The organism is Pseudomonas sp. FG47, from assembly GCF_057809115.1.
On the sequence record NZ_JBMDJI010000054.1, the window covers coordinates 1 to 23,458 of the forward strand.

General features: G+C 63.9%; 19 protein-coding genes. 8 read left to right on the forward strand and 11 right to left on the reverse strand.

All coding sequences use genetic code 11. From position 1 onward, the window contains the following. Window positions 1-114: 114 nt before the first annotated feature. Window positions 115-579, reverse strand: a complete 465-nt coding sequence (locus ACODS5_RS23250; RefSeq protein ID WP_489109753.1) for a CopD family protein — start codon at window positions 577-579, stop codon at window positions 115-117. A 98-nt stretch (window positions 580-677) separates the two neighbouring features. Here ACODS5_RS23250 and dinG point away from each other — a divergent pair, with 98 nt between their 5' ends. The 5 genes from dinG to pdxH all read left to right on the forward strand — a co-directional run bounded on the left by dinG (window position 678) and on the right by pdxH (window position 8,233). Further along, window positions 678-2,822 (forward strand): ATP-dependent DNA helicase DinG, encoded by a 2,145-nt coding sequence (dinG, locus tag ACODS5_RS23255; protein ID WP_489109754.1) that lies wholly within the window; start codon window positions 678-680, stop codon window positions 2,820-2,822. Between the two features lie 81 nt (window positions 2,823-2,903). Continuing rightward, window positions 2,904-5,120 carry a beta-agarase gene (locus ACODS5_RS23260; RefSeq protein ID WP_489109755.1) on the forward strand — a complete coding sequence of 739 codons (2,217 nt, stop codon included), beginning with the start codon at window positions 2,904-2,906 and terminating at the stop codon, window positions 5,118-5,120. A 208-nt stretch (window positions 5,121-5,328) separates the two neighbouring features. Continuing rightward, window positions 5,329-6,474, forward strand: coding sequence for a serine hydrolase domain-containing protein (locus tag ACODS5_RS23265; RefSeq protein ID WP_489109756.1), 1,146 nt, complete (start codon window positions 5,329-5,331; stop codon window positions 6,472-6,474). A gap of 99 nt (window positions 6,475-6,573) precedes the next feature. Continuing rightward, complete coding sequence (locus ACODS5_RS23270; protein ID WP_489109757.1) at window positions 6,574-7,566, forward strand: OmpA family protein; 993 nt, start codon at window positions 6,574-6,576, stop codon at window positions 7,564-7,566. A 19-nt stretch (window positions 7,567-7,585) separates the two neighbouring features. Continuing rightward, window positions 7,586-8,233, forward strand: a complete 648-nt coding sequence (gene pdxH / locus ACODS5_RS23275; protein ID WP_489109758.1) for a pyridoxamine 5'-phosphate oxidase — start codon at window positions 7,586-7,588, stop codon at window positions 8,231-8,233. 108 nt (window positions 8,234-8,341) lie between these two features. On the opposite strand, the gene ACODS5_RS23280 is transcribed toward pdxH, so the two are convergent. Next, complete coding sequence (locus ACODS5_RS23280) at window positions 8,342-8,572, reverse strand: hypothetical protein (RefSeq protein WP_028692125.1); 231 nt, start codon at window positions 8,570-8,572, stop codon at window positions 8,342-8,344. A gap of 146 nt (window positions 8,573-8,718) precedes the next feature. Here ACODS5_RS23280 and ACODS5_RS23285 point away from each other — a divergent pair, with 146 nt between their 5' ends. Continuing rightward, entirely contained in the window at window positions 8,719-9,183 is a 465-nt protein-coding gene (locus ACODS5_RS23285; RefSeq protein WP_023632818.1) for an outer membrane lipoprotein, read from the forward strand. A gap of 75 nt (window positions 9,184-9,258) precedes the next feature. Here the strand turns inward: ACODS5_RS23285 and ACODS5_RS23290 are convergent, their stop codons facing one another. The 7 genes from ACODS5_RS23290 to ACODS5_RS23320 form a co-directional block, all read right to left on the reverse strand. After that, the gene (locus ACODS5_RS23290; protein WP_489109759.1) at window positions 9,259-10,872 is read right to left on the reverse strand and encodes an NAD(P)/FAD-dependent oxidoreductase; all 1,614 of its coding nucleotides are present in this window, start codon (window positions 10,870-10,872) and stop codon (window positions 9,259-9,261) included. 103 nt (window positions 10,873-10,975) lie between these two features. Next, window positions 10,976-11,653: a COG3650 family protein gene (locus ACODS5_RS23295; RefSeq protein ID WP_489109760.1), complete on the reverse strand. Its 678-nt coding sequence runs from the start codon at window positions 11,651-11,653 to the stop codon at window positions 10,976-10,978. A 243-nt stretch (window positions 11,654-11,896) separates the two neighbouring features. After that, window positions 11,897-12,598, reverse strand: coding sequence for an ABC transporter ATP-binding protein (locus ACODS5_RS23300; protein WP_023631160.1), 702 nt, complete (start codon window positions 12,596-12,598; stop codon window positions 11,897-11,899). Beyond that, on the reverse strand, window positions 12,599-13,366 hold the full coding sequence (gene livG, locus ACODS5_RS23305; RefSeq protein ID WP_023631159.1) for a high-affinity branched-chain amino acid ABC transporter ATP-binding protein LivG: 768 nt from the start codon (window positions 13,364-13,366) through the stop codon (window positions 12,599-12,601). Next, window positions 13,363-14,619 (reverse strand): high-affinity branched-chain amino acid ABC transporter permease LivM, encoded by a 1,257-nt coding sequence (locus ACODS5_RS23310; protein WP_134693758.1) that lies wholly within the window; start codon window positions 14,617-14,619, stop codon window positions 13,363-13,365. Before ACODS5_RS23310 ends, livG begins: the two co-directional genes overlap by 4 nt. After that, window positions 14,616-15,539: a high-affinity branched-chain amino acid ABC transporter permease LivH gene (livH, locus tag ACODS5_RS23315; protein ID WP_028692119.1), complete on the reverse strand. Its 924-nt coding sequence runs from the start codon at window positions 15,537-15,539 to the stop codon at window positions 14,616-14,618. Before livH ends, ACODS5_RS23310 begins: the two co-directional genes overlap by 4 nt. 236 nt (window positions 15,540-15,775) lie before the next feature. Further along, window positions 15,776-16,891 (reverse strand): branched-chain amino acid ABC transporter substrate-binding protein, encoded by a 1,116-nt coding sequence (locus ACODS5_RS23320; RefSeq protein WP_489109761.1) that lies wholly within the window; start codon window positions 16,889-16,891, stop codon window positions 15,776-15,778. 358 nt (window positions 16,892-17,249) lie between these two features. Here ACODS5_RS23320 and ACODS5_RS23325 point away from each other — a divergent pair, with 358 nt between their 5' ends. Next, entirely contained in the window at window positions 17,250-17,555 is a 306-nt protein-coding gene (locus ACODS5_RS23325) for a DUF2288 domain-containing protein (RefSeq protein ID WP_134693760.1), read from the forward strand. Between the two features lie 245 nt (window positions 17,556-17,800). Here ACODS5_RS23325 and ACODS5_RS23330 read toward each other — a convergent pair whose 3' ends face one another. After that, on the reverse strand, window positions 17,801-19,984 hold the full coding sequence (locus ACODS5_RS23330) for a hypothetical protein (RefSeq protein ID WP_134693761.1): 2,184 nt from the start codon (window positions 19,982-19,984) through the stop codon (window positions 17,801-17,803). A gap of 191 nt (window positions 19,985-20,175) precedes the next feature. Between ACODS5_RS23330 and ACODS5_RS23335 the strand changes: the two genes are divergently transcribed. After that, the gene (locus tag ACODS5_RS23335; protein ID WP_134693762.1) at window positions 20,176-21,063 is read left to right on the forward strand and encodes an NAD(P)-dependent oxidoreductase; all 888 of its coding nucleotides are present in this window, start codon (window positions 20,176-20,178) and stop codon (window positions 21,061-21,063) included. On the opposite strand, the gene ACODS5_RS23340 is transcribed toward ACODS5_RS23335, so the two are convergent. Beyond that, complete coding sequence (locus ACODS5_RS23340) at window positions 20,963-23,227, reverse strand: putative bifunctional diguanylate cyclase/phosphodiesterase (RefSeq protein ID WP_134693763.1); 2,265 nt, start codon at window positions 23,225-23,227, stop codon at window positions 20,963-20,965. The genes ACODS5_RS23335 and ACODS5_RS23340 overlap by 101 nt on opposite strands. Window positions 23,228-23,458: the final 231 nt, after the last annotated feature.

Here is a 23,458-nt window from a genome sequence, read left to right on the forward strand (position 1 = left end):
CGCGTGCAAAAGTAGGTCGCCGTAAGGGCGAAAAGGTGACTAAATGTCGACATCACCTATGAATGTGCTCATAAATATCAAAACAATGATCTAGCCGAACCCGAACCCGAACCCTCAAACCCAAGCCCGAGAACTGGCCACCCCCACCACCAACACCCCAATCAACAAATTAACCCCCACCAACCGCCGAATCCGCCCCAGCACCCCAGCGCCGACAGCCCAATCCTCGGCCTGAACCGCCGCCCGCAACTCGGGCAACAACAACCCCTGAACCCGCATGAACAACGCAAACATGACAATCCCCCCGCCAATCATCACCTGTACATAGCGAGGCGCAGTCTCGAACCCGGCAAAGCGAAGGTGGATCATGCCGACTCCGCTGACAGCCAGCACCGCCACCGCCAGCCAGACCCATCTGAAGAACCGCTGGAAAACCTCCACCCACAAGCGCAGCCGCGCCGGCCCTTCGAGGGCGGCAACCGTGGCCGGGCGCAGCACCAGCCAGGCGAAGAACATCCCGCCGACCCACACCAGGGCGGCCAGGACATGCAAGGTATAGGGCAGGGCAAAGGCAAGCATCCAGATCTCCATGGGGCACAAAGGGCAATAGCGGGGTATGATAGCCGGCCCATGCGAAACACTGAAAATATATCCAGCCCTCCGGGCGCCCGCAGACCATGATCAGCAACGAACTCAAAGCCACCATCCAGGGCGCCTATTCGCGTTTCCTCGAAGCCAAAAGCCTCAAGCCACGCTATGGCCAGCGCCTGATGATCGCCGAAGTGGCCAAGGTGCTCGGCGACATCGCCTGCGACGACGAAGGCCGTCGTGCGGGCGAGCCCGCCGTGGTGGCGGTCGAGGCCGGCACCGGTACCGGCAAGACCGTCGCCTACAGCCTCGCCGCGATCCCCGCCGCCAAGGCCGCCGGCAAGCGCCTGGTGATCGCCACCGCCACCGTCGCGCTGCAGGAGCAGATCGTCTTCAAGGACCTGCCCGACCTGATGCGCAACAGCGGGCTGAACTTCAGCTTCGCCCTGGCCAAGGGGCGGGGCCGTTACCTGTGCCTGTCCAAGCTCGACATCCTGCTGCAGGAAGGCCACGCCCAGTCGGCCACCGCGCAGCTGTTCGAGGAAGAAGGCTTCCATATCGAAGTCGACGAGCGCAGCCAGAAGCTGTTCAACAGCATGATCGAGAAGCTCGCCGGCAACCGCTGGGACGGCGACCGCGACAGCTGGTCGGAAGCCATCGAGGACCAAGACTGGGCGCGCTTGACCACCGACCATAGCCAGTGCACCGGCCGTCATTGCCCGAACTTCCAGCAGTGCGTGTTCTACAAGGCCCGTGAAGGCATGGGCAAGGTCGACGTGATCGTCACCAACCACGACATGGTCCTGGCCGACCTGGCGCTGGGCGGCGGCGCGGTGCTGCCCGATCCGCGCGAAACCATGTATGTGTTCGACGAAGGTCACCATCTGCCGGACAAGGCCATCGGCCACTTCGCCCATTACTCGCGCCTGCGCTCCACCGCCGACTGGCTGGAACAGACCGCCAAGAACCTGACCAAGCTGCTGGCCCAGCACCCGCTGCCGGGCGACCTGGGCAAGTACATCGAGCAGGTGCCGGAACTGGCCCGCGAGGTGCGTACCCAGCAGCAGTTCATGTTCACCCTGTGCGAGCAGGTGGCGGACTTCCGCGTCGGCGAGGACATGGAAGGCCGTGACCGCCCGCGCTACCGTTTCGAAGGCGGCGTGGTGCCCGAGCAGATCCGCGAAGTCGGTATCGAGCTCAAGAAAGGCTTCGCCCGCCTCAACGACCTGTTCACCCGCCTGGCCGACCTGCTCAAGGAAGGCATGGACGGCGAGAACAACATCGGCATCGCCAGCCACCAGGCCGAGGAGTGGTACCCGCTGTTCGGCAGCCTGGTGACCCGCGCCCAGGGCAACTGGGAGCTGTGGACCGCCTTCACCGCCGAAGACCCCGAGGACAACCCGCCCATGGCGCGCTGGCTGACTCTGGCCGAGAGCGGCGCGCTGTTCGACATCGAGGTCAATGCCAGCCCCATTCTGGCCGCCGAGATGCTGCGCAAGAGCTTGTGGAACGTCGCCCATGGCGCCTTGGTGACCTCGGCGACCTTGACCGCGCTGGGCAAGTTCGATCGCTTTCGCATGCGTTCGGGCCTGCCCCGCGATGCCGTGCAGTGCGTGGTACCCAGCCCATTCGTGCACGGCGACGCCGGCCTGCTGCGGGTGCCCGATCTGGGTGCCGACCCGCGTGATGCCACCGCCCACACCGCGGCGATCATCCGCGAGCTGCCGGCCATCGTCGAGGACGCCCGTGGCGCGTTGGTGCTGTTCTCCTCACGCAAGCAGATGCAAGACGTATTCGACGGCCTGGACCGCGACTGGCGCAAACTGGTGCTGATCCAGGGCAACCTGTCCAAGCAGGAGACCCTCAATAAACACAAGGCGCGGGTCGACGACGGCCAGCACAGCGTGCTGTTCGGCCTGGCCAGCTTCGCCGAAGGGGTCGACCTGCCGGGCGCTTACTGCGAGCACGTGGTGATCGCCAAGATCCCCTTCGCCGTGCCGGACGACCCGGTCGAGGCGGCCCTGGCCGAGTGGATCGAGGCCCGCGGCGGCAATCCGTTCATGGAAATCGCCGTGCCCGACGCCTCGCTGCGCCTGATCCAGGCCTGCGGTCGCCTGTTGCGTACCGAACAGGACCGCGGGGTAATCACCTTGCTCGACCGCCGCCTGGTCACCCAACGCTACGGCAAGGCTATTCTCAATGCACTGCCGCCGTTCCGACGGGAAATCGGCTGACTGCCTGAGCCAGACGCGCCACCCGTTGTCCATTACTCGATCTGGAGCCCGTGACGGGCTCTGAAGGAGAGCCACCGCCCTATGATCCGCCGTACCCTGCCTGTGATGTTCATCCTGTTGTTCAGCGCGCCCTTGCTCGCCGCGCAACAGACGCTGTTCAGTTTCGTGCGCCCGGCGTCGGTGGTGAATGTGACCACCCAGGACGCCACGTTGCCGCAGTACAACGCGGAACAGACAGCCGAAGGCGAGGTATTGCGACGGGTGGTGTTCAACCCGGTGGCGCAGCCGACCTTGCGCCTGGCCCCGCAGAGTGGAGCCTGGGACTGGTCGGCCGGGCAGGCCCTGACCTTGCGCCTGCAAAGCGGCATGGATTGGGCCCTGACCGTCAATGTGACGATCCAGAGCAGTGACGGGCGGACCCTCACCAGCCGGATCGACCTGCCGGCCGGCCCGGCGCAGACGGTGATGGTCCCGCTCAAGGCCAGCTCGCCGCTGAGCCAGGGCATGCGCGCCGGGCCGCCGATGCCCTGGGTTTTCGAGGGCCAACGCCTGCTGCTGACCAGCAGTGAAGGGGAAGCGGACCTGGCGCAGATCACTTCGCTCAGCCTGAGCATCCCGGGGCCGAAGGTGGCCCAGAGCCTGCTGATCGAGAAAGTCGGCGTGCAGGATGACGACCTGGCCTTCAAGGCCGCCTATGCCGAGCTGATCGATGGCTACGGCCAGTCAACCCGCGGACGCTGGCCGGAAAAGATCGTCAACGACGAGCAGCTCAAGGCTGCCGCCACCCGCGAGCAGGCGCAACTCAAGGCCTGGTTGGCCGAGCGCGATACGCTTAAGCTGGATGCCTACGGCGGCGTGCTGGCGGGCCCGGTGTTCGAGGCCAAGGGCTTCTTCCGCAGCGAAAAGCGCGAGGGCCGCTGGTACCTGGTGACCCCGGACGGGCACCCGTTTTATTCGCTGGGCGTCAATGCCGTGGCCGCTGACGGCGGGCGCACCTATGTCGCCGGACGCGAGGGCATGTTCAAGGCCCTGCCGGGCGAAGGCGACGCGCTGGCGGCGTTCTATGGCCAGGGCAACAATGACGATGGCAATGCTTCGTCCCTGGGCCGTGGTTTCAAGCAGGGGCGCTGGTTCGACTTCTATGCCAGCAATCTCCAGCGCACCTACGGCAAACCCTGCGAGCAAGGTGACCAGGCAGCGGCGTGCCCACCCTTGGTGGTGGATGCGCCCCGCTGGCAGGGCCATACCCTCGATCGCCTGCAAGCCTGGGGCTTCAATACCCTGGGCAACTGGAGCGACCCGGCGTTGGGCCAGGCCAAGCGCCTGCCCTATACCTTGGCGCTGTCGATCGTCGGTGATTACGCCAGCATCAGCACCGGCATGGATTGGTGGGGCCGCATGCCTGACCCGTTCGACCCGCGTTTCGCCATGGCCACCGAGCGCGCCGTGGCCATCGCCGCCCGCGATCACCGCGACGACCCCTGGCTGATTGGCTACTTTGCCGACAATGAGTTGGCCTGGGCCGCGCCGGGCGACGATCCCAAGGCCCGCTATGGCCTGGCCTACGGCACCTTGCGCCTGACCACCGACGTGCCGGCCAAGCGTGCCTTCCTCAAGCAGTTGCGTGACAAGTACCGCAACCAGGCCGGGTTGTCGAAGGCCTGGGGTATCGAATTGACCGCCTGGGAACTGATGGAAGACCCAGGTTTCGAGGCGCCTCTGCCCAACCCCGAGCACCCGGAAATCGAGCGTGACTACCAGTATTTCCAGCAGGTGTTCGCCGAAACCTACTTCAAGACCATATCCGATGCGCTGAAGTGGCATGCGCCCAATCACCTGCTGCTGGGTGGCCGTTACGCGGTCAGCACGCCCGAGGCGGTCAAGGCCTGCGCCGAGTTCTGCGATGTGCTGAGTTTCAACTTCTATACCCTCAAGCCTGAGGACGGCTACGATTTCGCCCGCCTGGCCGAGCTGGACAAGCCGGTGCTGGTGTCCGAGTTCCAGTTCGGCTCCCGTGACCGTGGCCCGTTCTGGCCTGGTCCGCTGGAAGTGGCCCGCGAGGAAGACCGTGGCCCGGCGTATGCCAATTTCCTCAAGGCCGCCTTGGCCCAGCCGATGATCGTCGGCGCGCATTGGTTCCAGTACCTGGATCAACCCGCCAGCGGGCGCCTGCTCGATGGCGAGAATGGGCACTTGGGGCTGGTGGCGATCACCGATGTGCCCTACGCGGGTTTCGTCGAAGCGGTGCGTCGCAGCAACCGACAAGCGCTTGCTGCGTTCAGCAAGCCTGCACACTAGCGGCGCCAGGCCCTTTCGCCAGCAAGGCTGGTGCCTGCAGGTTTCGCAGGCTGGCGCTGTTGTAGGAGCTGGCCTTGTCGGTGAACGGGTCGCTCCCGGTAATATCAGAACAACCCCACAACCACCCAGCCATCTCCAGTAGGCAAATTGGCCAACTACTGAAACAATGCACGCTTTTGCAAGCCAGGCCGTGCAGAGAGGTAGTCGGGTGCAGATCCAGGGTCACTATGAGCTGAAGTTCGAGGCGGTGCGCGAGGCATTCGCCGCGTTGTTCGAGGATCCCCAGGAGCGTGGTGCCGCGCTGTGCATCCAGGTCGGCGGGCAAACCGTGGTCGACCTGTGGGCCGGCAGTGCCGACAAGGACGGCCGCGAGGCCTGGCACAACGACACCATCGCCAACCTGTTCTCCTGCACCAAGACCTTCACCGCCGTCACCGCCCTGCAACTGGTGGGCGAGGGCAAGCTGGCCCTCGACGCGCCCGTGGCCCGCTACTGGCCCGAGTTCGCCCAGGCCGGCAAGGAGCAGGTGACCTTGCGGCAACTGCTCAGCCACCGCGCCGGCCTGCCGGCCATTCGCGAACTGCTGCCGGCCGAGGCCCTGTACGACTGGCAGGCGATGGTCGACGCCCTGGCCGCCGAAGCGCCCTGGTGGAACCCTGGTAGCGAGCATGGCTACGCCGCCATCACCTATGGCTGGCTGATCGGCGAGCTGATCCGTCGCGCCGACGGCCGTGGCCCGGGTGACTCCATCGTCGCTCGTACTGCCAAGCCGCTGGGCCTGGACTTCCATGTCGGCCTGGCGGATGAAGAATTCCACCGCGTGGCGCATATCGCCCGCGGCAAGGGCAACCCTGGCGATGCCGCGGCCCAGCGCCTGCTGCAGGTAACGATGCGTGAACCCGAGGCGCTGTCGACCCGGGCCTTCACCAATCCTCCGGCCATCCTCACCAGCACCAACAAGCCTGAGTGGCGGCGCATGCAGCAGCCGGCGGCCAATGGCCACGGCAACGCCCGCAGTCTGGCGGGTTTCTACGCCGGCCTGCTCGACGGCAGCCTGCTCGAATCCGAACTGCTTGACGAGTTGACCCGCGAGCACAGCCTCGGCCAGGACCGTACCCTGTTGACCCAGACCCGCTTCGGCCTGGGCTGCATGCTCGACCAGCCGGATGTGGCCAATGCCACCTTCGGGCTGGGCGCCCGCGCCTTCGGCCACCCAGGCGCAGGTGGCTCGGTCGGTTTTGCCGACCCCGAACACGACGTTGCCTTCGGCTTCGTCACCAATACCCTGGGCCCCTACGTGCTGATGGATCCGCGCGCACAGCGACTGGTGCGCACCCTTGGCAGCTGCCTTTGATCGGGTAACGCGGGTATTGCTCGGACCCTTTGACTATCCTCAATGTCAACGCCTGACGCGTATGGGCAAAATTTCTTTCTATTTCATGGTGTATCGCTGATGTCTTCACATAAAACCTTAGCACTCGCCCTGTGCCTGGCCATGACCGGCTGCGCCAGCCATTCACAGGACTCGTCCAAGGACAGCGCACTCAACTGGTGGCCGTTCGGCTCGGACAAGGTCGCCGATCAGGAAGTGAAAGAGGCCGTGGTCGAGAAGGTCGCCAAGGCCGATGCCAAGTCCGAGAGCAGCAGCCGCTGGTGGTGGCCGTTTGGTGGCGACGACAAGCAGGGCAAGGTCGCGGCCGTGCCGAAGATCGACCAGAAAGCCACCCAGGCCTGGCTCGACCAATACGAACCCAAGGTTCGCGAGGCCATCAAGGGCAGCAAGTTCGAACTGGAGCGCCGCGAGGACGTGCTGGCCGTGACCATCCCAGTGGACAGTTCGTACAACCCGGACCGTCCGAACATGCTGCTGCCGGTCACCCTTGGCCCGATCACCCAGGTGGCCAAGGTCGTCGAGACCGACAGCAAGACCGCCGTGCTGGTCCTCGGCCACGCCGACAGCAGCGGTGCCAGCGCCGCCAACCAGAAGCTCAGCCTCGAGCGTGCCGCCTCGGTATCGGCGATCTTCCGCCTCAGCGGCCTGCAGCGTGACCGCTTGATGCTCAAGGGCATGGGCTCGGTGATGCCGCGCGCTGCCAACGACAGCGCCGAGGGCCGCGCCCTGAACCGCCGCGTCGAACTGCTGCTGACCCCACAGAACACCATGGTCGCGCTGCTGGCCAAGTACCAGCAGGCCGCACCGGCGCCGACGCCGGCCGCCATGGTCGCGGTGCAAGACGCCAAGGCGCCGGCAGCCAAGGCCGCTACCGCCAAACCAGCCGCCAAGGCCGCTGCCAAGCCTGCGGCGAAGAAGCCGGCCGCCAAAGCCAAGGCCCCGGCCAAGGCCAGCACCACCGCGAAGAAGAAAGCCACTGCGGCCAAGCCCGCCGCGAAGAAGGCCGCCACCGACAAGAAAGTCGCCGCCAACAGCCCTGCGAAGACCAACTGATCGTCAAGGAAACGCAGTCATGACCCAATCCCTGGCCGATATGCGCCGCGACTACACCCGTGATGGCCTGGCCGAAGCCCAGGCCCCGGGGGAGCCGTTCGCGCTGTTTCATCACTGGTTCGCCGATGCGGTGAAGACCGAGCAGCTACCGGTGGAAGCCAACGCCATGACCTTGGCGACCGTCGATGCCGACGGTCGCCCGCATTGCCGGGTGCTGTTGCTCAAGGCCCTGGATACGCGCGGGTTCACCTTCTTCACCAATTACCAAAGTGCCAAGGGCCAGCACATTGCGGCCAATCCCTTTGCCGCGATGACCTTTTTCTGGCCGGCGTTGGAGCGTCAGGTACGCATCGAAGGTCGGGTGGAGAAGGTCACGGCCAAGGAGTCGGACGATTACTACCAGGTACGCCCATTGGGCAGCCGCCTGGGCGCTTGGGCGTCGCCGCAGAGCCGGGTGATTGCCGATCGCGAGGAGCTTGAGGGGCTGGTCAAGGCCACCGAGGCACGCTTCTCCGATACCCAGCCGCATTGCCCGGAGCACTGGGGCGGTTACCGTTTGGTGCCGGAGCGCATCGAGTTCTGGCAGGGAAGGGCCAGTCGCTTGCATGACCGTCTGAACTACCGGCTGGTCGATGGCCAGTGGCTGCGCGAGCGCCTGGCGCCGTGATATGCGGGGCCGCTGCGCGGCCCATCGCGGCCAAGGCCGCTCCTACAGGAACCGTGTAACCCTTGTGAGCGGCCTTGTGCCGCGATGGGCTGCAAAGCAGCCCACGCATTACCGATAGCCCGCCGCTTCCCGCTCCAGCCACGCCGCCAACTCCTTGCGCCGCACCTTCTCCACCCGCGCCCGCTCCAGTAGCTTGAGCATGAAATCCCGCTTCGCCGGATCCTCCCCGGCCAGCGACAGCGCCAGGTCCCGGTCCATCCAACGGCGCATGCGCACATACAGCCAGCCGTGAAAATACAGGCCGGCGATAGTCACTACGACGACGATGAAGTAATCCATGGCTATCCTTGGTCTCACCTGTAGGCCCGCGATTCAGCCAGCAACGGCTGTACCTGAGCTGAATGAAAACAATTTTATAACGTTTGCGCCGTGACACCTGTCAATGCGCGGAGTCTAATGGACACCTGTCTTATGGAGATTGACCCATGCGTAAATCCGCTTTGCTGCTGGCTAGCTTCACCACTGTGTCGCTGCTGCTGGGCGGCTGCCAATCGTCGCTGACCGGCGACAGCTACTCCCGTGATGAGGCCCGCCGCGTGCAGACCGTACGCATGGGTACCATCGAATCCCTGCGTCCGGTGAAGATCGAAGGCACCAAGACCCCGATCGGTGGTGGCGCAGGCGCCATTGTCGGTGGTGTCGCCGGCAGTGCGGTAGGTGGTGGTCGTGGCAGTATCGTTGCCGCGGTGATTGGTGCCGTGGCCGGTGGCCTGGCTGGTTCCGCCGCTGAAGAAGGTCTGACCCGCACCCAAGGTGTCGAGATCACCGTGCGTGAAGACGACGGCAGCATGCGCGCCTACGTGCAGCAAGTGCAGCAGAACGAAATCTTCCGTGTGGGTGAGCGTGTTCGCATCATGACTGTCGACGGCACCAGCCGCGTCACTCACTGACAGCTCGCTTGAAAAGAAAACCCCGACCGGCTTGGCCGTGTCGGGGTTTCTTTTTGCCTGTAAAAGGCGATCGGGTTAGTCGTTAAGTCCGAGAATATCCCGTGCCACCGCTTCGGCGATCCGAATCCCGTCGACACCGGCGGAAAGGATGCCACCGGCGTAGCCTGCGCCTTCACCTGCCGGGAACAGGCCCTTGAGGTTGAGGCTCTGGAAGCTGGCATCACGGGTGATACGCAGTGGCGAAGAGGTGCGCGTCTCGATCCCGGTCAACACCGCGTCATGCAGGTTGTAGCCCTTGATCTGGCGATCGAAGGCCGGCAGCGCTTCACGGATCGCCTCGATGGCGAAGTCCGGCAGGCTCGGTGCCAGGTCGCCCAGGGTCACGCCCGGTTTGTACGACGGCTCGACGCTGCCCAGCGCGGTGGACGGGCGCCCTGCGACAAAGTCGCCAACCAGTTGCGCGGGGGCCTGGTAGTTGCTGCCGCCCATCACGTAGGCGTGGGCCTCCAGGCGCTCCTGCAGCTCGATACCGGCCAGCGGGCCGCCCGGGTAGTCGCGCTCAGGGTCGATGCCAACGACGATGCCGGAGTTGGCGTTGCGTTCGTTACGTGAGTACTGGCTCATGCCGTTGGTGACCACCCGGCCCGGCTCGCTGGTAGCGGCGACCACGGTGCCGCCGGGGCACATGCAGAAGCTGTACACCGAACGACCGTTCTTGGCGTGGTGCACCAGCTTGTAGTCGGCGGCGCCGAGTTTCGGGTGGCCGGCATACTTGCCCAGGCGCGCCTTGTCGATCAGCGACTGCGGGTGCTCGATACGGAACCCCACCGAGAATGGCTTGGCCTCCATGAACACGCCCTTGGCGTGCAGCATGCGGAAAGTATCGCGGGCGCTGTGGCCCAGGGCCAGGACCACATGGCGCGAATGCAGTTGTTCACCACTTTGCAGCACCACGCCGGTGAGCTGTTCGCCGTCCACCAGCAAATCGGTAACCTTCTGCTCGAAGCGCACCTCACCACCCAGGGTGATGATTTCCTCACGCATTTTTTCGACCATGCTGGTCAGGCGGAAGGTGCCGATGTGCGGCTTGTTGATGTAGAGGATTTCTTCCGGGGCGCCGGCCTTGACGAACTCTTCCAGCACCTTGCGACCATGGTGCTGCGGGTCCTTGATCTGGCTGTACAGCTTGCCGTCGGAGAAGGTCCCGGCGCCGCCTTCGCCAAACTGCACGTTGGACTCGGGGTTGAGCACGCTCTTGCGCCACAGGCCCCAGGTGTCCTTGGTACGCTGGCGCACTTCCTTGCCGCGTTCGAGCACGATCGGCTTGAAGCCCATCTGTGCCAGCAGCAGGCCGGCGAAGATGCCACAAGGGCCGAAGCCGACCACGATCGGGCGTTCCTGCAGGGTGGCCGGGGCCTGGCCGACGAACTTGTAGCTGACGTCCGGGGCGACGCCGACCTTGCTGTCATCTGCGAAACGGCGCAGCAGTTCGGCTTCGTTGCTGGTCTGCAGATCGATGGTGTAGATGAACAGCAATTCGCTGTTCTTCTTGCGGGCGTCGTAGCTGCGCTTGAACAGGGTGAAACCGAGCAGTTGCGCGTCGTCGATGCCCAGGCGCTGGACGATGGCCGTGCGCAGCTCGTCGTCGGAGTGGTCCAGGGGCAGCTTCAGTTCGGTGATTCGTAGCATGGCAGGGTCCAGTATCCCGGCCATGGGCGGCCGGCGGCTTTACACAAACCGCCAAGTATAAGCTGTTCGCCACCCAGACTGGCAGGATAAAAGCACCCAGCGGTCAGAGATCGCGGGCGCCACCGTAGTAGGCGCAGCCTTGCAGGGTCTTGCCGTCCATGCGCAGTTCGGCCTTGAGGTGGCGGATGGCGCCAGTGGCGCCGTCGACGCAGCGCTGCGGCGCGACCCACAACTCGACGCGCTGGCCATTGGCTTCGCTGGACAGGCTCAGGCTACCACCGGGCAGTGCTTCTTCCAGGTAGGGCAGCGGCAGCGGCGGCTCGCCAACGCGGTTGAGGACCATGCCCTTGCCGCTGGCCTTGATGTCCCAGTCCGGCTCGTTGCCACCAGCGCGCAGGGTCAGCTGCTTGAAGTTGGGGTCTTCGCAGCCGCTGTATTCGGAGGTTTCCAGGCGGTACAGGCGAGTCACCTCGAGTTGGCCATCGCTGCCGGCTTGCTGGCTGCCGGTCATGCGCCCTCGGACATCGGCGAACAGCTTGTCACCGGCGTCGTCGGCCAGGTTGGCGGCTTCCTGGAGGATGCCGGTGCCGGCGGCGTCCTTGATGATGAAGCGGCGGCTTTCGCGGCACGGCTTGAACAGCAGGTGGCCGCCGGCTGCGCTCAGTTCGCCCTGCAGGCGGGTGCTACCGAGGTTCGGGTCGACTGGTTTTTCGGCCAGCATCTGGCAGCCGGCGAACAGCGGCAGCAGGGCGGTGAGCAGCAGGGATGGGGTGAGGCGCATGGGGCGGGCTCCGGTGTTCGGGCAAAAAGTGCCGGCCACGTTACCGAGCCTGTGGGGTGACGACAAGAGGGGCAAGAGCAGTGTACGAGTCGTGGCGTAGGAGCCAGCCTTGCTGGCGAATCAGGCGCCTCGGTGGATGGCACCGGCTACGCCGGTGTTCGCCGGCAAGGCCGGCTCCTGCACGGGCCACGCCAACAGCGAATTCAACAGGCAGAAAAAAGGGCCCGAAGGCCCTTTGATCGATCAACCACCCAGGTAGGCGTCGCGCACCTTAGGGTCGGTCAATAGCGCTTCACCGGTACCCTGCATCACCACCTTGCCGTTTTCCAGCACGTAGGCGCGGTCGGCGATCTTCAGTGCCTGGTTGGCGTTCTGCTCGACCAGGAACACGGTCACGCCATCGCGGCGCAACTGTTCGATGATGTCGAAGATCTGCTGGATGATGATTGGTGCCAGGCCCAGGGACGGTTCGTCGAGCAGCAGCAACTTGGGCTTGCTCATCAGCGCCCGGCCGATGGCGAGCATCTGCTGCTCGCCGCCGGACATGGTGCCGCCACGCTGGATGTAGCGCTCCTTCAAGCGTGGGAACAGCTGCAGGACCTTGTCCAGTTGCTCCTGGTAGTCGCCCTTGTTGGTGAAGAAACCGCCCATGGCCAGGTTTTCCTCGACAGTCAGGCGGGCGAACACGCGGCGGCCTTCCGGCACCACCGCGATGCTCTTGCGCATGATGTGCGAGGACGGCTGGCCGACCAGTTCCTCGCCCAGGTACTTGATGCTGCCGCTGCTCGCCTGGGGCGAGCCGCACAGGGTCATCAGCAAGGTCGACTTGCCGGCGCCGTTGGCGCCGATCAAGGTGACGATCTCGCCTTGGTTGATCTCGACGTTGACGCTGTGCAGCGCCTGGATCTTGCCGTAGAAGGTGGAAACGTTCTCGAACTTCAGCATTTACGCCTCCCCCAGGTAGGCCTTGATCACATCCGGGTTGCCGCGAATCTCTTCGGGCGTGCCGTCGGCCAGGGGCGTGCCCTGGTTGATCACCACGATGTGATCGGAAATGCTCATCACCAGCTTCATGTCGTGCTCGATCAGCAGCACGGTCACGTTGTGCGATTCGCGCAGGTAGGCGATGAGGGCCTTGAGGTCCTCGGTCTCCTTGGGGTTCAGGCCGGCGGCCGGTTCGTCGAGCATGATGATCCGCGGTTGGGTCATCATGCAGCGGGCGATTTCCAGGCGCCGTTGCTGGCCATAGGCGAGGGTGCCGGCGGTACGGTTGGCGAACTCGGTCAGGTTGACCTTCTCCAGCCAGTACTGGGCGCGCTCCATGGCTTCTTTTTCGCTGCGGCGGAAGCTCGGGGTCTTGAACAGGCCGGCGAAGAAGTTGGTATTGAGGTGCCGGTGCTGGGCGATCAGCAGGTTCTCCAGCGCGGTCATTTCCTTGAACAGGCGCACGTTCTGGAAGGTTCGCACCACGCCCTTGCGGGCAATCTGATGGCCGGCCAGGCCCTGGATCGGCTGGCCGTCGAGCAGGATGGTGCCGCCGCTGGGCTTGTAGAAGCCGGTCAGGCAGTTGAACACCGTGGTCTTGCCGGCGCCGTTCGGGCCGATCAGTGCCACCACCTGTTTTTCCTTGACGGTCAGGGCCACGCCGTTGACCGCCAACAAGCCGCCAAAGCGCATGCTCAGGCCGCTGACTTGCAGAATTTCGCGGCTCATCGAGGCAGCTCCATGTGCGGACGTTGCATGGGCAGCAGCCCCTGCGGACGCCAGATCATCATCAACACCATCAGCGCACCGAACATCAGCATCCGGTATTCGCTGAACTCACGCATCATCTCCGGCAGCAGGATCATCACGATGGCCGCGAGAATCACGCCCAATTGCGAGCCCATGCCGCCCAGCACGACGATGGCGAGGATGATCGCCGACTCGATGAAGGTAAACGATTCCGGTGTCACCAGGCCCTGGCGGGCGGCGAAGAAGCTGCCGGCGAAACCGGCGAAGCAGGCCCCCAGGGTGAACGCCGAGAGCTTGATCACGGTGGGGTTCAGGCCCAGCGCGCGGCAAGCGATTTCGTCTTCGCGCAGTGCTTCCCAGGCGCGGCCGATCGGCATGCGCAGCAGGCGGTTGATGACGAACAGCGCCAGCAAGGCCAGCAGCAGGGCCACCAGGTAGAGGAAGATGACCTTGTTGATCGAGTTGTACTGCAGCCCGAAGAACTCATGGAAGGTCTGCATCCCCTCGGCGGCCTTGCGTTCGAAGGTCAGGCCGAAGAACTCCGGCTTGGGGATGTTGCTGATGCCGTTGGGGCCGCCGGTCCAGTCGGTGAGGTTACGCAGGAACAGGCGGATGATCTCGCCAAAGCCCAGGGTCACGATCGCCAGGTAGTCGCCGCGCAGGCGCAGCACCGGGAAGCCGAGCAGGAAGCCGAAGGTGGCGGCCATCAGGCCGGCGATCGGCAGGCACACCCAGAAGCTCCAGCCCAGGTAGTGGGAGAGCATCGCGTAGCTGTAGGCGCCGACGGCATAGAAGCCGACGTAACCCAGGTCGAGCAGCCCCGCCAGGCCGACCACGATGTTCAGGCCCAGGCCCAGCAGCACGTAGATCAGGATTAGCGTGGCGATGTCGACCGCGCCGCGCGAGCCGAAGAACGGCCAGATCAGCGCGGCCACGATCAGCCCCATGATCACCCAGCGCTGGGTTTTCGGCAGGGTCAGGAAGTTGCTCACCGAAGGCGGTACCAGCTTGCGCTCCGAGCGCCGGCCCATCACCGCGCTCCATTGCTTGTCGAACAGCACGCGCAGGAACATCAGGACCGAGCACGCGGCGATGATGCTGATGGTGAACGAGCCCTGGCTGTGCACGATCAGGCTGATGCCGTCGATGCTGAGTTTCAGGCCCAGTACCGGGAAGGCCACGGCCCAGACCAGCAAGGCGCTGAAGAACGCCTGTTTGAGATTTCTGTTCATACTTTTTCAACCTCCGGGCGGCCCAGGATGCCGGTCGGCCGGAACAGCAGGACAAGAACCAAAAGACCGAATGCCACCACGTCCTTGTACTGGTCGCCGAAGATGTCGGCGCCGAACGCTTCGGCCACGCCCAGCACCAGCCCGCCGAGCATGGCGCCCGGAATGCTGCCGATGCCGCCCAGTACCGCCGCGGTAAAGGCCTTCAGGCCCACCAGGAAACCGGCGTTGGGGTTGATCACCCCGTACTGCATGCTCAGCAGCACGGCCGCCACCGCCGCCAGGGCGGCGCCGATGACGAAGGTCAGGGCGATGATGTTGTTGGTGTTGATGCCCAGCAGGTTGGCCATCTTGATGTCCTCGGCACAGGCGCGGCAGGCGCGGCCCAGGCGGGAACGGGAGATGAACAGGGTCAGGCAGGTCATGGCGACGAGGGTCACCACGAACACCAGGATCTGCATGTACGAGACCAGCACTTCCTCCGCTCCGCCCGGGCCGAACGAGAAGCTGCCGGGAATCAGGTTGGGGATGGACTTGTCCTTGGAGTCCTGCGACAACAGGACGGTGTTCTGCAGGAAGATCGACATGCCGATGGCGGAGATCAGCGGGATCAGCCGGTTGCTGTTGCGCAGCGGCCGGTAGGCGACCCGTTCGATGCTGTAGCCGTAGGCACTGGTGACGAAGATCGTGGCGACGAAGGCCACGGTCATCAGGATCGGCAACGAGTGGATGCCCATCATGGCCAGCCCGGCGAGGGCGATGAAGGCCACGTAGGAACCGATCATGTACACCTCGCCGTGGGCGAAGTTGATCATGCCGATGATGCCGTACACCATCGTGTAACCGATGGCGATCAGCGCGTAGGTACTGCCGATGGTCAATCCGTTAACCAGTTGTTGTAGGAAATGGTAGATCTCAGGCATTACAGCGCTCCTAAAAACCTGATTTGCATTTCGCTGGCGGGGGAGGCCCGGGCCCTTGTTCTCGCGGTCTTCGCCACGTGATCGTTGTGCGGGCACAGCCAGGAAACCGCGGGTGACGGTTTTAAGATTTTCAGGTGAGCCGGCCCCCGGATCACGGGGATCGGGCCCATAGAACCTCGTAAAACAAAGCCCACTGCTCGCACAGTGGGCTTCTCGGTCAGCTATTAGTCACGCAGTTACTGAGGGGAGACTTCGGTCTTCGGCTTGCCGAAGTGCCACTCGTAGACAACGAACTTGAAGTTCTTCAGGTCGCCTTTCTCGTCGTACGACAGCTCGCCGGTCGGGGTCTTGAAGGTGCCGGCGTGGATGGCGGCTGCCACCTTGTCGGTGTCTTCGGACTTGGCCGCCTTGATGCCACCGGCGATCAGTTCGACGGCGGAGTAGGCCGGGAACACGAACGGACCGCTCGGGTCTTTGCCGTCGGCCTTGATGGCGTCGACGATGGCCTTGTTCTCTGGGTCGGCGTCGAAGGATTTCGGCAGGGTGACCAGCAGGCCTTCGGAGGCGCCCTGGGCGATCTGCGAGATGGAGTCGTTACCCACGCCTTCCGGGCCCATGAACTTGGCTTTCAGGCCTTTTTCCTGGGCTTGGCGCAGGATCAGGCCCAGTTCTGGGTGGTAGCCGCCGTAGTAGACGAAGTCGACGTTGTTCTGCTTGAGTTTCTGGATGATCGAGGAGAAGTCCTTGTCACCGGCGTTCAGGCCCTCGAAGACGGCAACCTTGGTGCCCTTGCCTTCCAGGGTGGTCTTGACCGCGGTGGCGATGCCTTCACCGTACTGCTGCTTGTCGTGCAGCACCGCAACGACCTTCGGCTTGACGTGGTCGGCGATGTAGTTGCCGGCGGCTGGGCCCTGGGCGCTGTCCAGGCCGATGGTGCGGAAGATCAGCTTGTAGCCACGGCTGGTGATTTCCGGGGAGGTGGCGGCGGGGGTGATCATGATCACGCCTTCGTCTTCGTAGATGTCGGACGCAGGCTGGGTGGAGCTGGAGCACAGGTGGCCGATGACGAACTTGACGCCATCGTTGACCACTTTGTTGGCGACGGCCACGGCCTGTTTAGGGTCGCACGCGTCGTCGTATTCCTTGGCTTCGAGCATCTTGCCATCGACGCCGCCCTTGGCGTTGATGTCCTTGATGGCCTGTTTGGCGCCGGTGAACTGCATGTCGCCGTATTGCGTGACCGGGCCGGTCTTGGGACCTGCGATACCGATCTTGATGGTGTCGGCGGCAACCGAATGGCTGGCAACCCCGGCCAGAACCATTGCGGCGAACAGCTTGGAAATCTTGATCATAGTGCTCCACTCATTCTGTTGTAATTCTTATAGACCTGAGGTCAGGGCTACAGACCGGGCGGGACTTGCGCACTGGCTACGCCAATGCGCCGGCCCCACCTTCCCCCGGAACATGTCCCGGAACTGTACCGGTACAGTGTAGAGCGCTGTCCGAGCGCTTGAAAAGCGGGCGAAAAGCGTCTGTTTCCAGGGGTGTCGCCTGATCGACATAAAGATACAGAAAAGCGCCATCAATTTGCCTGCATCTTCGGCCCGTCCCCACAAACTCGGGCCGGATCGACCAAATTACGTATTTGAAACCGGGTTTTTCTGCAAAAATGCCGGCCTTTTTGTTGGCCGATCTTTGCGCAGGTAACCCATGACTGATCAAGTAAGCACCCTCTATGCCAAATTGCTCGGTGAGACTGCCGTCATCGAGTGGAAAGCCCTGGAGCGTTTCTGGGCCAAGGGTGACCTGATTTGGGTCGATCCGTCCCTCGACCTGATCACCGTTGCCGAGGCAATGGCCGAGAATCGCCGCGAGATCTTCGCCAAGTGGCGCGATGATGGCACTGTCGGGCCGGTCTCTGCTGAACAGGCACTCGAGCTGCAAACCCGCGATCCAGAGATCTGGGCGGTGGTGGTTTCGCCGTTCATCGTGATCCAGGCGAAGAAAGCGGAATAAGCACGCGCTTTTTTAGTGCGTGATAACGCGCAGATGCATCGTGCTGGTGCGCGTTGACGCTCACGTAAGGTGGAAGTTGGTAACAGTGGCGGGGTGATTCGGCGGGGCGGTAACAGTTTACGGAATACGTAACTGGGGCTGCTGCGCAGCCCATTCGCGGCACAAGGCCGCTCCTACAGGACTACGCGATTTCCTGGAGGAGCGGCCTGTGCCGCGAAAGGGGAGCGAAGCGCGCCCGGATGATGTCAGTAATCCACGCGCCCGGTATGGCTGTTCAGCGAGATGACCCGGGTCTTGCCGATGCGGTGCCTGAAGATCTCGCGCAGGTACTTCACCGCCTTCTTCACGCACTCGCGCGACAGGCGGATGTCGTTGATCGAGACGAAGCGGCTCTTGTCGTTGATCAGTTCGCGGTACTTCTTCTCGTACATCGGCTTGATCGCATACCAGTTGGTGTCGAGGATCTTCGCCGGGTTCTCGAACTCGTTGAGCAGGTCATCGATGCGCGCCTCGTCGAAGTGCTCACTGGTGATGAACTCGAGAATGGCGTTGTCCATGGTGTCGTCGAAACGGTACGGATTACGCGCGAAGCAACGCTTGATGAATGCCACGATCAAGGTCAGGAAGTCGTCCGACAGGCACGGGCTCTTGGCGATCAGGGTGGTCAGCGACAGGTTGGCCGAGGCGCCGATCACCAGCGCGTAGCGCTTGAGCGTGGTGTTGGGGAACAGGCTGTTGAGGTGGGTCTTGAGCCGGTTCAGGTCCATGTACGACAGCTTGTAGTCCTTGGGCAGGGAGACGATCGACACCACCGACGAGCAGTTCTTGAAGAAGTGCAGGTCGTGCAGCGCCGCGGCGTCGTAGCCCGAGGCCTGGTATTGCTCGAGCGCGGCGCGGTAGCGGCGCGACTCGATCGGCAGCAGGCTGATGCCTTCGATGGCCTGGGTCTGCTTGTTGAAGTGCGGCAGGTCGATGGAGCGGAAGAACAGGTCGTCGATGTCCAGGCGCGGCTGTTCACGCTCGAACACCTTGAACTTGTCCGACCCTGCAGGCGGCACTTCCGGCACCACCGACTCGGCATAGGCGATGGCCACCGGGCCGGCCAGGCTCATGAACAGGTCGTTGGCGTCCAGGCGGATGGTCTCGCCGATGTCGATGCCCGCGCGGCGGAAGTAGTTCTGGTCGTAGTCGGTGGTCACCGCCTGGGCGGTGAGGATGTTGAAGATCTGTTGGGAGATGTACTGGTTGGCGTGCTTCTCCATGGCGTTGACGTCGATGTTCTGGATCGTGCCGTCGTCGCTCTCCTCGGCGTAGCGCATGATGTCGTTGGAAATCAGCATCATCGCGTTCCACGGGCGGATGCGGCCCATGACGCTGGCTTCGCTGCTGTCTTCATTGTCGAAGTTGTACGAGAAGTCCCATTCTTCCGACAGGTACTTGCACAGCAGGCGGCCGGCGTTGATGTGCAGCGCCTCGGACATTTCGCTGCGGTGATCGGAGGCGTTGGGCAGCACGCAGATGCCGCTGGTGAAGATCGGTTCGAAGACGAACGAATGCCCGCTCTTGCCGTCGTTCTCGTCGGCCGGCTTGGTGTCGAAGGTCTTGTTCATGTACGAGTACTGCTGGGCCAGGCCGAACTCCGAGGCCATGCCCGAGCCGGTGCCGCCGCCGGCGCTGAAGATGTAGAAATACAGGCGCGACTGGTTGGCCTTGATGCCGCAGGAATCGATCAGGTACGAGTGGATCAGCTTCCAGTCGGCGCTGGAGAAACGCTGGGTGTCCTTGTTGAGGATGATCTTGGCCAGGTACTGGCCGAGGATCGGCGCGTTGCCGGCGCCGCCGGCATGCACCTCGGACAGGTCCATGATCTTCATCTTGCTGTAGTCGCGCAGGAAGCCGCCGCGCTCGCCCTTGCGCGAGAAGCGGATACGCCCGGCGATGTCCTTGTCCAGGTCGCCGAGCATCACCAGCGGCTCGACCAGGAACACCGGCTTGGCCGCCTTGTTCTGTACCAGGCGCAGGTTCTGGCGGATCCAGCGCGCTGGGCTGTAGCCCGCTTCGCCCTTGAAGCGGTCCTCGTTGTTGTACTCGTTGAGGAAGAATGTGCGGGCGTTGTATACCAGCTCCGCCACGTCCAGGGCGATGTTCGAGCCGCAACGACCCAGGCCGATCAGGCACACCGACGGGAACTGCTGCTCCAGGCGCAGTTGGTCCTCGTCCTCGACATGCAGGTTGGGCGGGAACACCAGGTCGCGCAGGCCGTCGAGATTGTCGAGGATGCGCTGGATGTCCTGCTCGGTGAAGTACAGGTACTGCTGCGCGGGCAGGCTGCGGGCGGCGGGAAGGTCCCGGTTGCTGCCCGCGGTCAGCGAAGTGGGGCTGAGCGACGACTCGGGGACCGCATTGGCAGAAGTGTTCGTAGAGGTCATAGTGCGCCATTTGCCTGAAGTGATTGGCTTCCCGGTGATGCATGTCATCTGGCCATCACGGGAAATTTCGCGACTTTATCAGTGCGTCTTTTTCTCATGCGATAGGGGTTTTCCTTAGCGCGACTAAGGTTTTTGCCTCGCACCCGCATTGCATCGTCCGTTTGTCACGCTTCTTTAATCTGGAGTTGCTCATGAGTACTGCCTTGCCTTCGTTGGGGTTCGCCGGGATCGGCTTGATGGGGCTGCCGATGTGCCGCCGCCTGCTGGCGGCCGGCTACCCGCTGACCGTGTGGAACCGCAGCCCGGACAAGTGCGCCGAGCTGGTCGCCGCCGGCGCGCGCTTGGCCAGCAGCCCCGCCGAGCTGTGCGCGGCGGTGGACATGGTGCTGCTGTGCCTGGCCGACACGGCGGTGGTGCGCGAGGTGGTCTTCGGTGAACAGGGCATTGCCCAGGGCGGGCGCAGCGGTCAACTGCTGGTGGATTTGTCCAGCCTCGAGCCGAGCGCAACCCGGGAGATGGCCGCGACACTGGCGGCGCTGTGTGGCATGGCCTGGCTCGATGCACCTGTGTCTGGCGGCACCCCCGGTGCCGAGGCCGGCAGCCTGGCGATCATGGTCGGCGGCGAGGCGAGCGATCTGCAGCGGGCGCGGCCGGTGCTGCTGACCCTGGGCCAGCGGGTCACGCACATGGGCGCGGTGGGGGCCGGCCAGGTGACCAAGGCCTGCAACCAGATGATCGTCGCCTGCAACGCCCTGGTCATTGCCGAGGTGGTGGCTTTGGCCGAGCAGTCAGGGGTCGATGCACGGTTGCTTGCCGAGGCCCTGGCCGGTGGCTTCGCCGACTCCAAGCCGTTGCAGATCCTCGCCCCGCAAATGGCCGAAAGCCGCTTCGAGCCGGTCAAGTGGCATGTGCGTACCCTGCTCAAGGACCTCGACGGCGCGGTGAAACTGTCCCGCGAGCGGGGCTCGGCGACTCCGCTCAGTGCCCTCGCCGCGCAATTGATGCGCCTGCACGGTAGCCAGGGGTATCTGGAAAAAGATCCGGCGACCCTGGTAGCGCTGTATCGCAACAAGGACTGAATGCACAGGCCTGGCGGTCGAGTCGCTCGAGCACTGGCCGCAATTCGGCCAGCGGCACCGGGCGGCTGAGCAGGTAGCCTTGCAGGAAGTCGCAGCCGTGGCTGGCGAGGAACTCATGTTGCTCGACGGTCTCGACGCCTTCGGTGACCACTTTCAGGTGCAAGGTGTGGGCCATGACGATGATCGCCTGGACGATCTCGCGGTCCTTCTGGCTGCCCGGCACCTCGTGGATGAACGAGCGGTCGATCTTCAGCACGTCCAGCGGCAGGCGCTTGAGGTAGGCCAGCGAGGAGTAGCCGGTGCCGAAGTCGTCGATCGACAGTGCCACGCCCATGGCGCGGATGCGCTTGAGCAGGCTGACGGTGTGCTGGATATCGCCCATCAACGCGTTCTCGGTGACTTCCAGTTCCAGCTGGCGCGCGGTGAGCCCGGCCTGGAACAGCGCCATTTCCACTTCCGTGGCCAGCTCCTCGCGGCCCAGGGTCAGCGCCGAGCAGTTCACCGTGACCTTGAGCTCGCCATACCCATGCCGGTTGAGCTGGGCCAGGTCCTCGCAGGCGCGGCGTAGCACCCACAGGTCGAGGTCGGCAATCAGGCCGTTGGCCTCGGCGATACAGATGAACCGTTCCGGGTTGAGCAGGCCATGCTGTGGATGCTGCCAGCGCACCAGCGCCTCGAGCTTGGCCACCTGGCCACTGCGCAGGTCGAAGATCGGCTGGTAATGCACGCACAGGCCGCGTTCCTCGAACAGTGCCACGCGCAGCTCCTCCTCGAGTTGCAGTTCGAGGGTAGCGCGGGTTTTCAGGCCGTCGTTGAAGAAGTTCAGGTTGTTGCGCCCGCAGCCCTTGGATTGGTACAGCGCCAGGTCGGCGTTCTTCAGTAGCTCTTCGGTGCTCAGGCCGTCGTCGGGGAAGATGCTGATGCCGATGCTGGTGGTCATTACCATGCGCCGGCCGGCCAGGTCGATGGGCTCCTTCATTCGCTGCATGATGCGTTGGGCCAGGTGGCGGGCTTCGTCGCGGCTGTTGAGGTTGGTGACGATGCAGAACTCGTCGCCGCCAAAGCGGGCGACCAAGTCCTGGCTGCGGGTGGCGGCCTTGATATGCCCGGCGATCACCTTGAGCAGTTCGTCGCCCGCGGCATGGCCGAGGCTGTCGTTGATGCGCTTGAAGTGGTCTATGTCGAGGAACATCACCGCCAGCATGCCGTCGTGGGCCGCCTGTTCGGCCAGGCGCTCGGCGAACACCTGGTTGAAGCCGCGACGGTTGACCAGGTTGGTCAGGGCGTCGTAATGGGCCGCCTGCTGCAATGACACCCGTGCTTGGTCGAGTTGGCTGAGCAGCACGTTGACCCGGCGCAGGTCGTGCTCCTTGCTTTGCAGCTTCTTGTCGGCCAGGGCGGCGCTGATGCTGCTGCCGCTGATTAGCAGGGTGATGAAGGCGATGGTCAGCGCCAATTGCAGGCTGTTGTCCACGCTGGGCAGGCGCAGCGCGGTCTCGCTGGGGATCACCAGGGTCATCGCCGTCATGCCGGTGAAGTGGGTCAGCACGATGCCGCCGGCCATCAGCAGGCTGGCGCCGTACTTGAGCAGCAGGTGCATGGTGCCACTGCCCTGGTGAAAATAGCGGGCCATCAGCAGCGCCACCAGGCTGGTGGCGATGGCGATAGCGATGGACGCCAGCAGCGGGCCAGTCTGGTAGTACTGTTGGGCGCTGGTCTGCAGCGCGGCCATGCCGGTGTAGTGCATGGCGCTGATGCCCAGGCCGATGAACAGCGCGGTTTGCAGGTAGTGGCGCAGGTGCATGTGGCTGCGATCGAGGCTGTTCATCGCCAGCCACGCGGCGCATAGGGCGATCAGCAGCGACAGGCCGGTGAGCGGGGCGTCATAGTGGATTTCCAGCGGGGCCTGGAAGGCCAGCATGCTGATGAAGTGCATGGCCCAGATGCCGCCGGCCAGGCAGCAGGCGCCCAGCACCCGCCATTGTCGGCGTGCCATGCGGTCTTCGCAGTGGCTCTGGCGCTCGGCCATGTCCAGGGTGGCGAAACAGGCGGCGCAGGCCACGGCATAGGCGAGCAGCACCAGGAAGGGGTTGTGTCGGCAGTCGAGGATGATCTGTCCGGTCGCCGGTAGCTCGGCGAACAATTGCAGTCCCAGCCACTCCATTGCAGGCCTCTTCGTCGAGTCTTCACTCGTCCCCAAAAAGCACGGATGGAGACTGTTCCTGCTGGAGTATAGGAATGCAGGCTTAAGCCTTCCTGATTAATGGCACTTTGGTTTCTACCATTTGGATATGAAGGTAATAGCTGGAAGATCTAAATGGGTATTCAGTCTCGCGCGATCCCTGTAGGAGCGGCCTTGATCTGGTCAAGTAATTTTGGACACCGGTTAAGGTTC

Bases quoted from the DNA above. Each gene is read 5' to 3' on its own strand.
- ACODS5_RS23300 (WP_023631160.1), bottom strand. From the start codon at position 12,598: ATGCTGAAGTTCGAGAACGTTTCCACCTTCTACGGCAAGATCCAGGCG.
- ACODS5_RS23335 (WP_134693762.1), top strand. From the start codon at position 20,176: ATGAGTACTGCCTTGCCTTCGTTGGGGTTCGCCGGGATCGGCTTGATG.
- dinG (WP_489109754.1), top strand. From the start codon at position 678: ATGATCAGCAACGAACTCAAAGCCACCATCCAGGGCGCCTATTCGCGT.
- ACODS5_RS23250 (WP_489109753.1), bottom strand. From the start codon at position 579: ATGCTTGCCTTTGCCCTGCCCTATACCTTGCATGTCCTGGCCGCCCTG.
- ACODS5_RS23340 (WP_134693763.1), bottom strand. From the start codon at position 23,227: ATGGAGTGGCTGGGACTGCAATTGTTCGCCGAGCTACCGGCGACCGGA.
- ACODS5_RS23260 (WP_489109755.1), top strand. From the start codon at position 2,904: ATGATCCGCCGTACCCTGCCTGTGATGTTCATCCTGTTGTTCAGCGCG.
- ACODS5_RS23290 (WP_489109759.1), bottom strand. From the start codon at position 10,872: ATGCTACGAATCACCGAACTGAAGCTGCCCCTGGACCACTCCGACGAC.
- ACODS5_RS23295 (WP_489109760.1), bottom strand. From the start codon at position 11,653: ATGCGCCTCACCCCATCCCTGCTGCTCACCGCCCTGCTGCCGCTGTTC.
- ACODS5_RS23280 (WP_028692125.1), bottom strand. From the start codon at position 8,572: ATGGATTACTTCATCGTCGTCGTAGTGACTATCGCCGGCCTGTATTTT.
- ACODS5_RS23320 (WP_489109761.1), bottom strand. From the start codon at position 16,891: ATGATCAAGATTTCCAAGCTGTTCGCCGCAATGGTTCTGGCCGGGGTT.
- ACODS5_RS23330 (WP_134693761.1), bottom strand. From the start codon at position 19,984: ATGACCTCTACGAACACTTCTGCCAATGCGGTCCCCGAGTCGTCGCTC.
- ACODS5_RS23270 (WP_489109757.1), top strand. From the start codon at position 6,574: ATGTCTTCACATAAAACCTTAGCACTCGCCCTGTGCCTGGCCATGACC.
- livH (WP_028692119.1), bottom strand. From the start codon at position 15,539: ATGCCTGAGATCTACCATTTCCTACAACAACTGGTTAACGGATTGACC.
- ACODS5_RS23285 (WP_023632818.1), top strand. From the start codon at position 8,719: ATGCGTAAATCCGCTTTGCTGCTGGCTAGCTTCACCACTGTGTCGCTG.
- ACODS5_RS23310 (WP_134693758.1), bottom strand. From the start codon at position 14,619: ATGAACAGAAATCTCAAACAGGCGTTCTTCAGCGCCTTGCTGGTCTGG.
- livG (WP_023631159.1), bottom strand. From the start codon at position 13,366: ATGAGCCGCGAAATTCTGCAAGTCAGCGGCCTGAGCATGCGCTTTGGC.
- pdxH (WP_489109758.1), top strand. From the start codon at position 7,586: ATGACCCAATCCCTGGCCGATATGCGCCGCGACTACACCCGTGATGGC.
- ACODS5_RS23325 (WP_134693760.1), top strand. From the start codon at position 17,250: ATGACTGATCAAGTAAGCACCCTCTATGCCAAATTGCTCGGTGAGACT.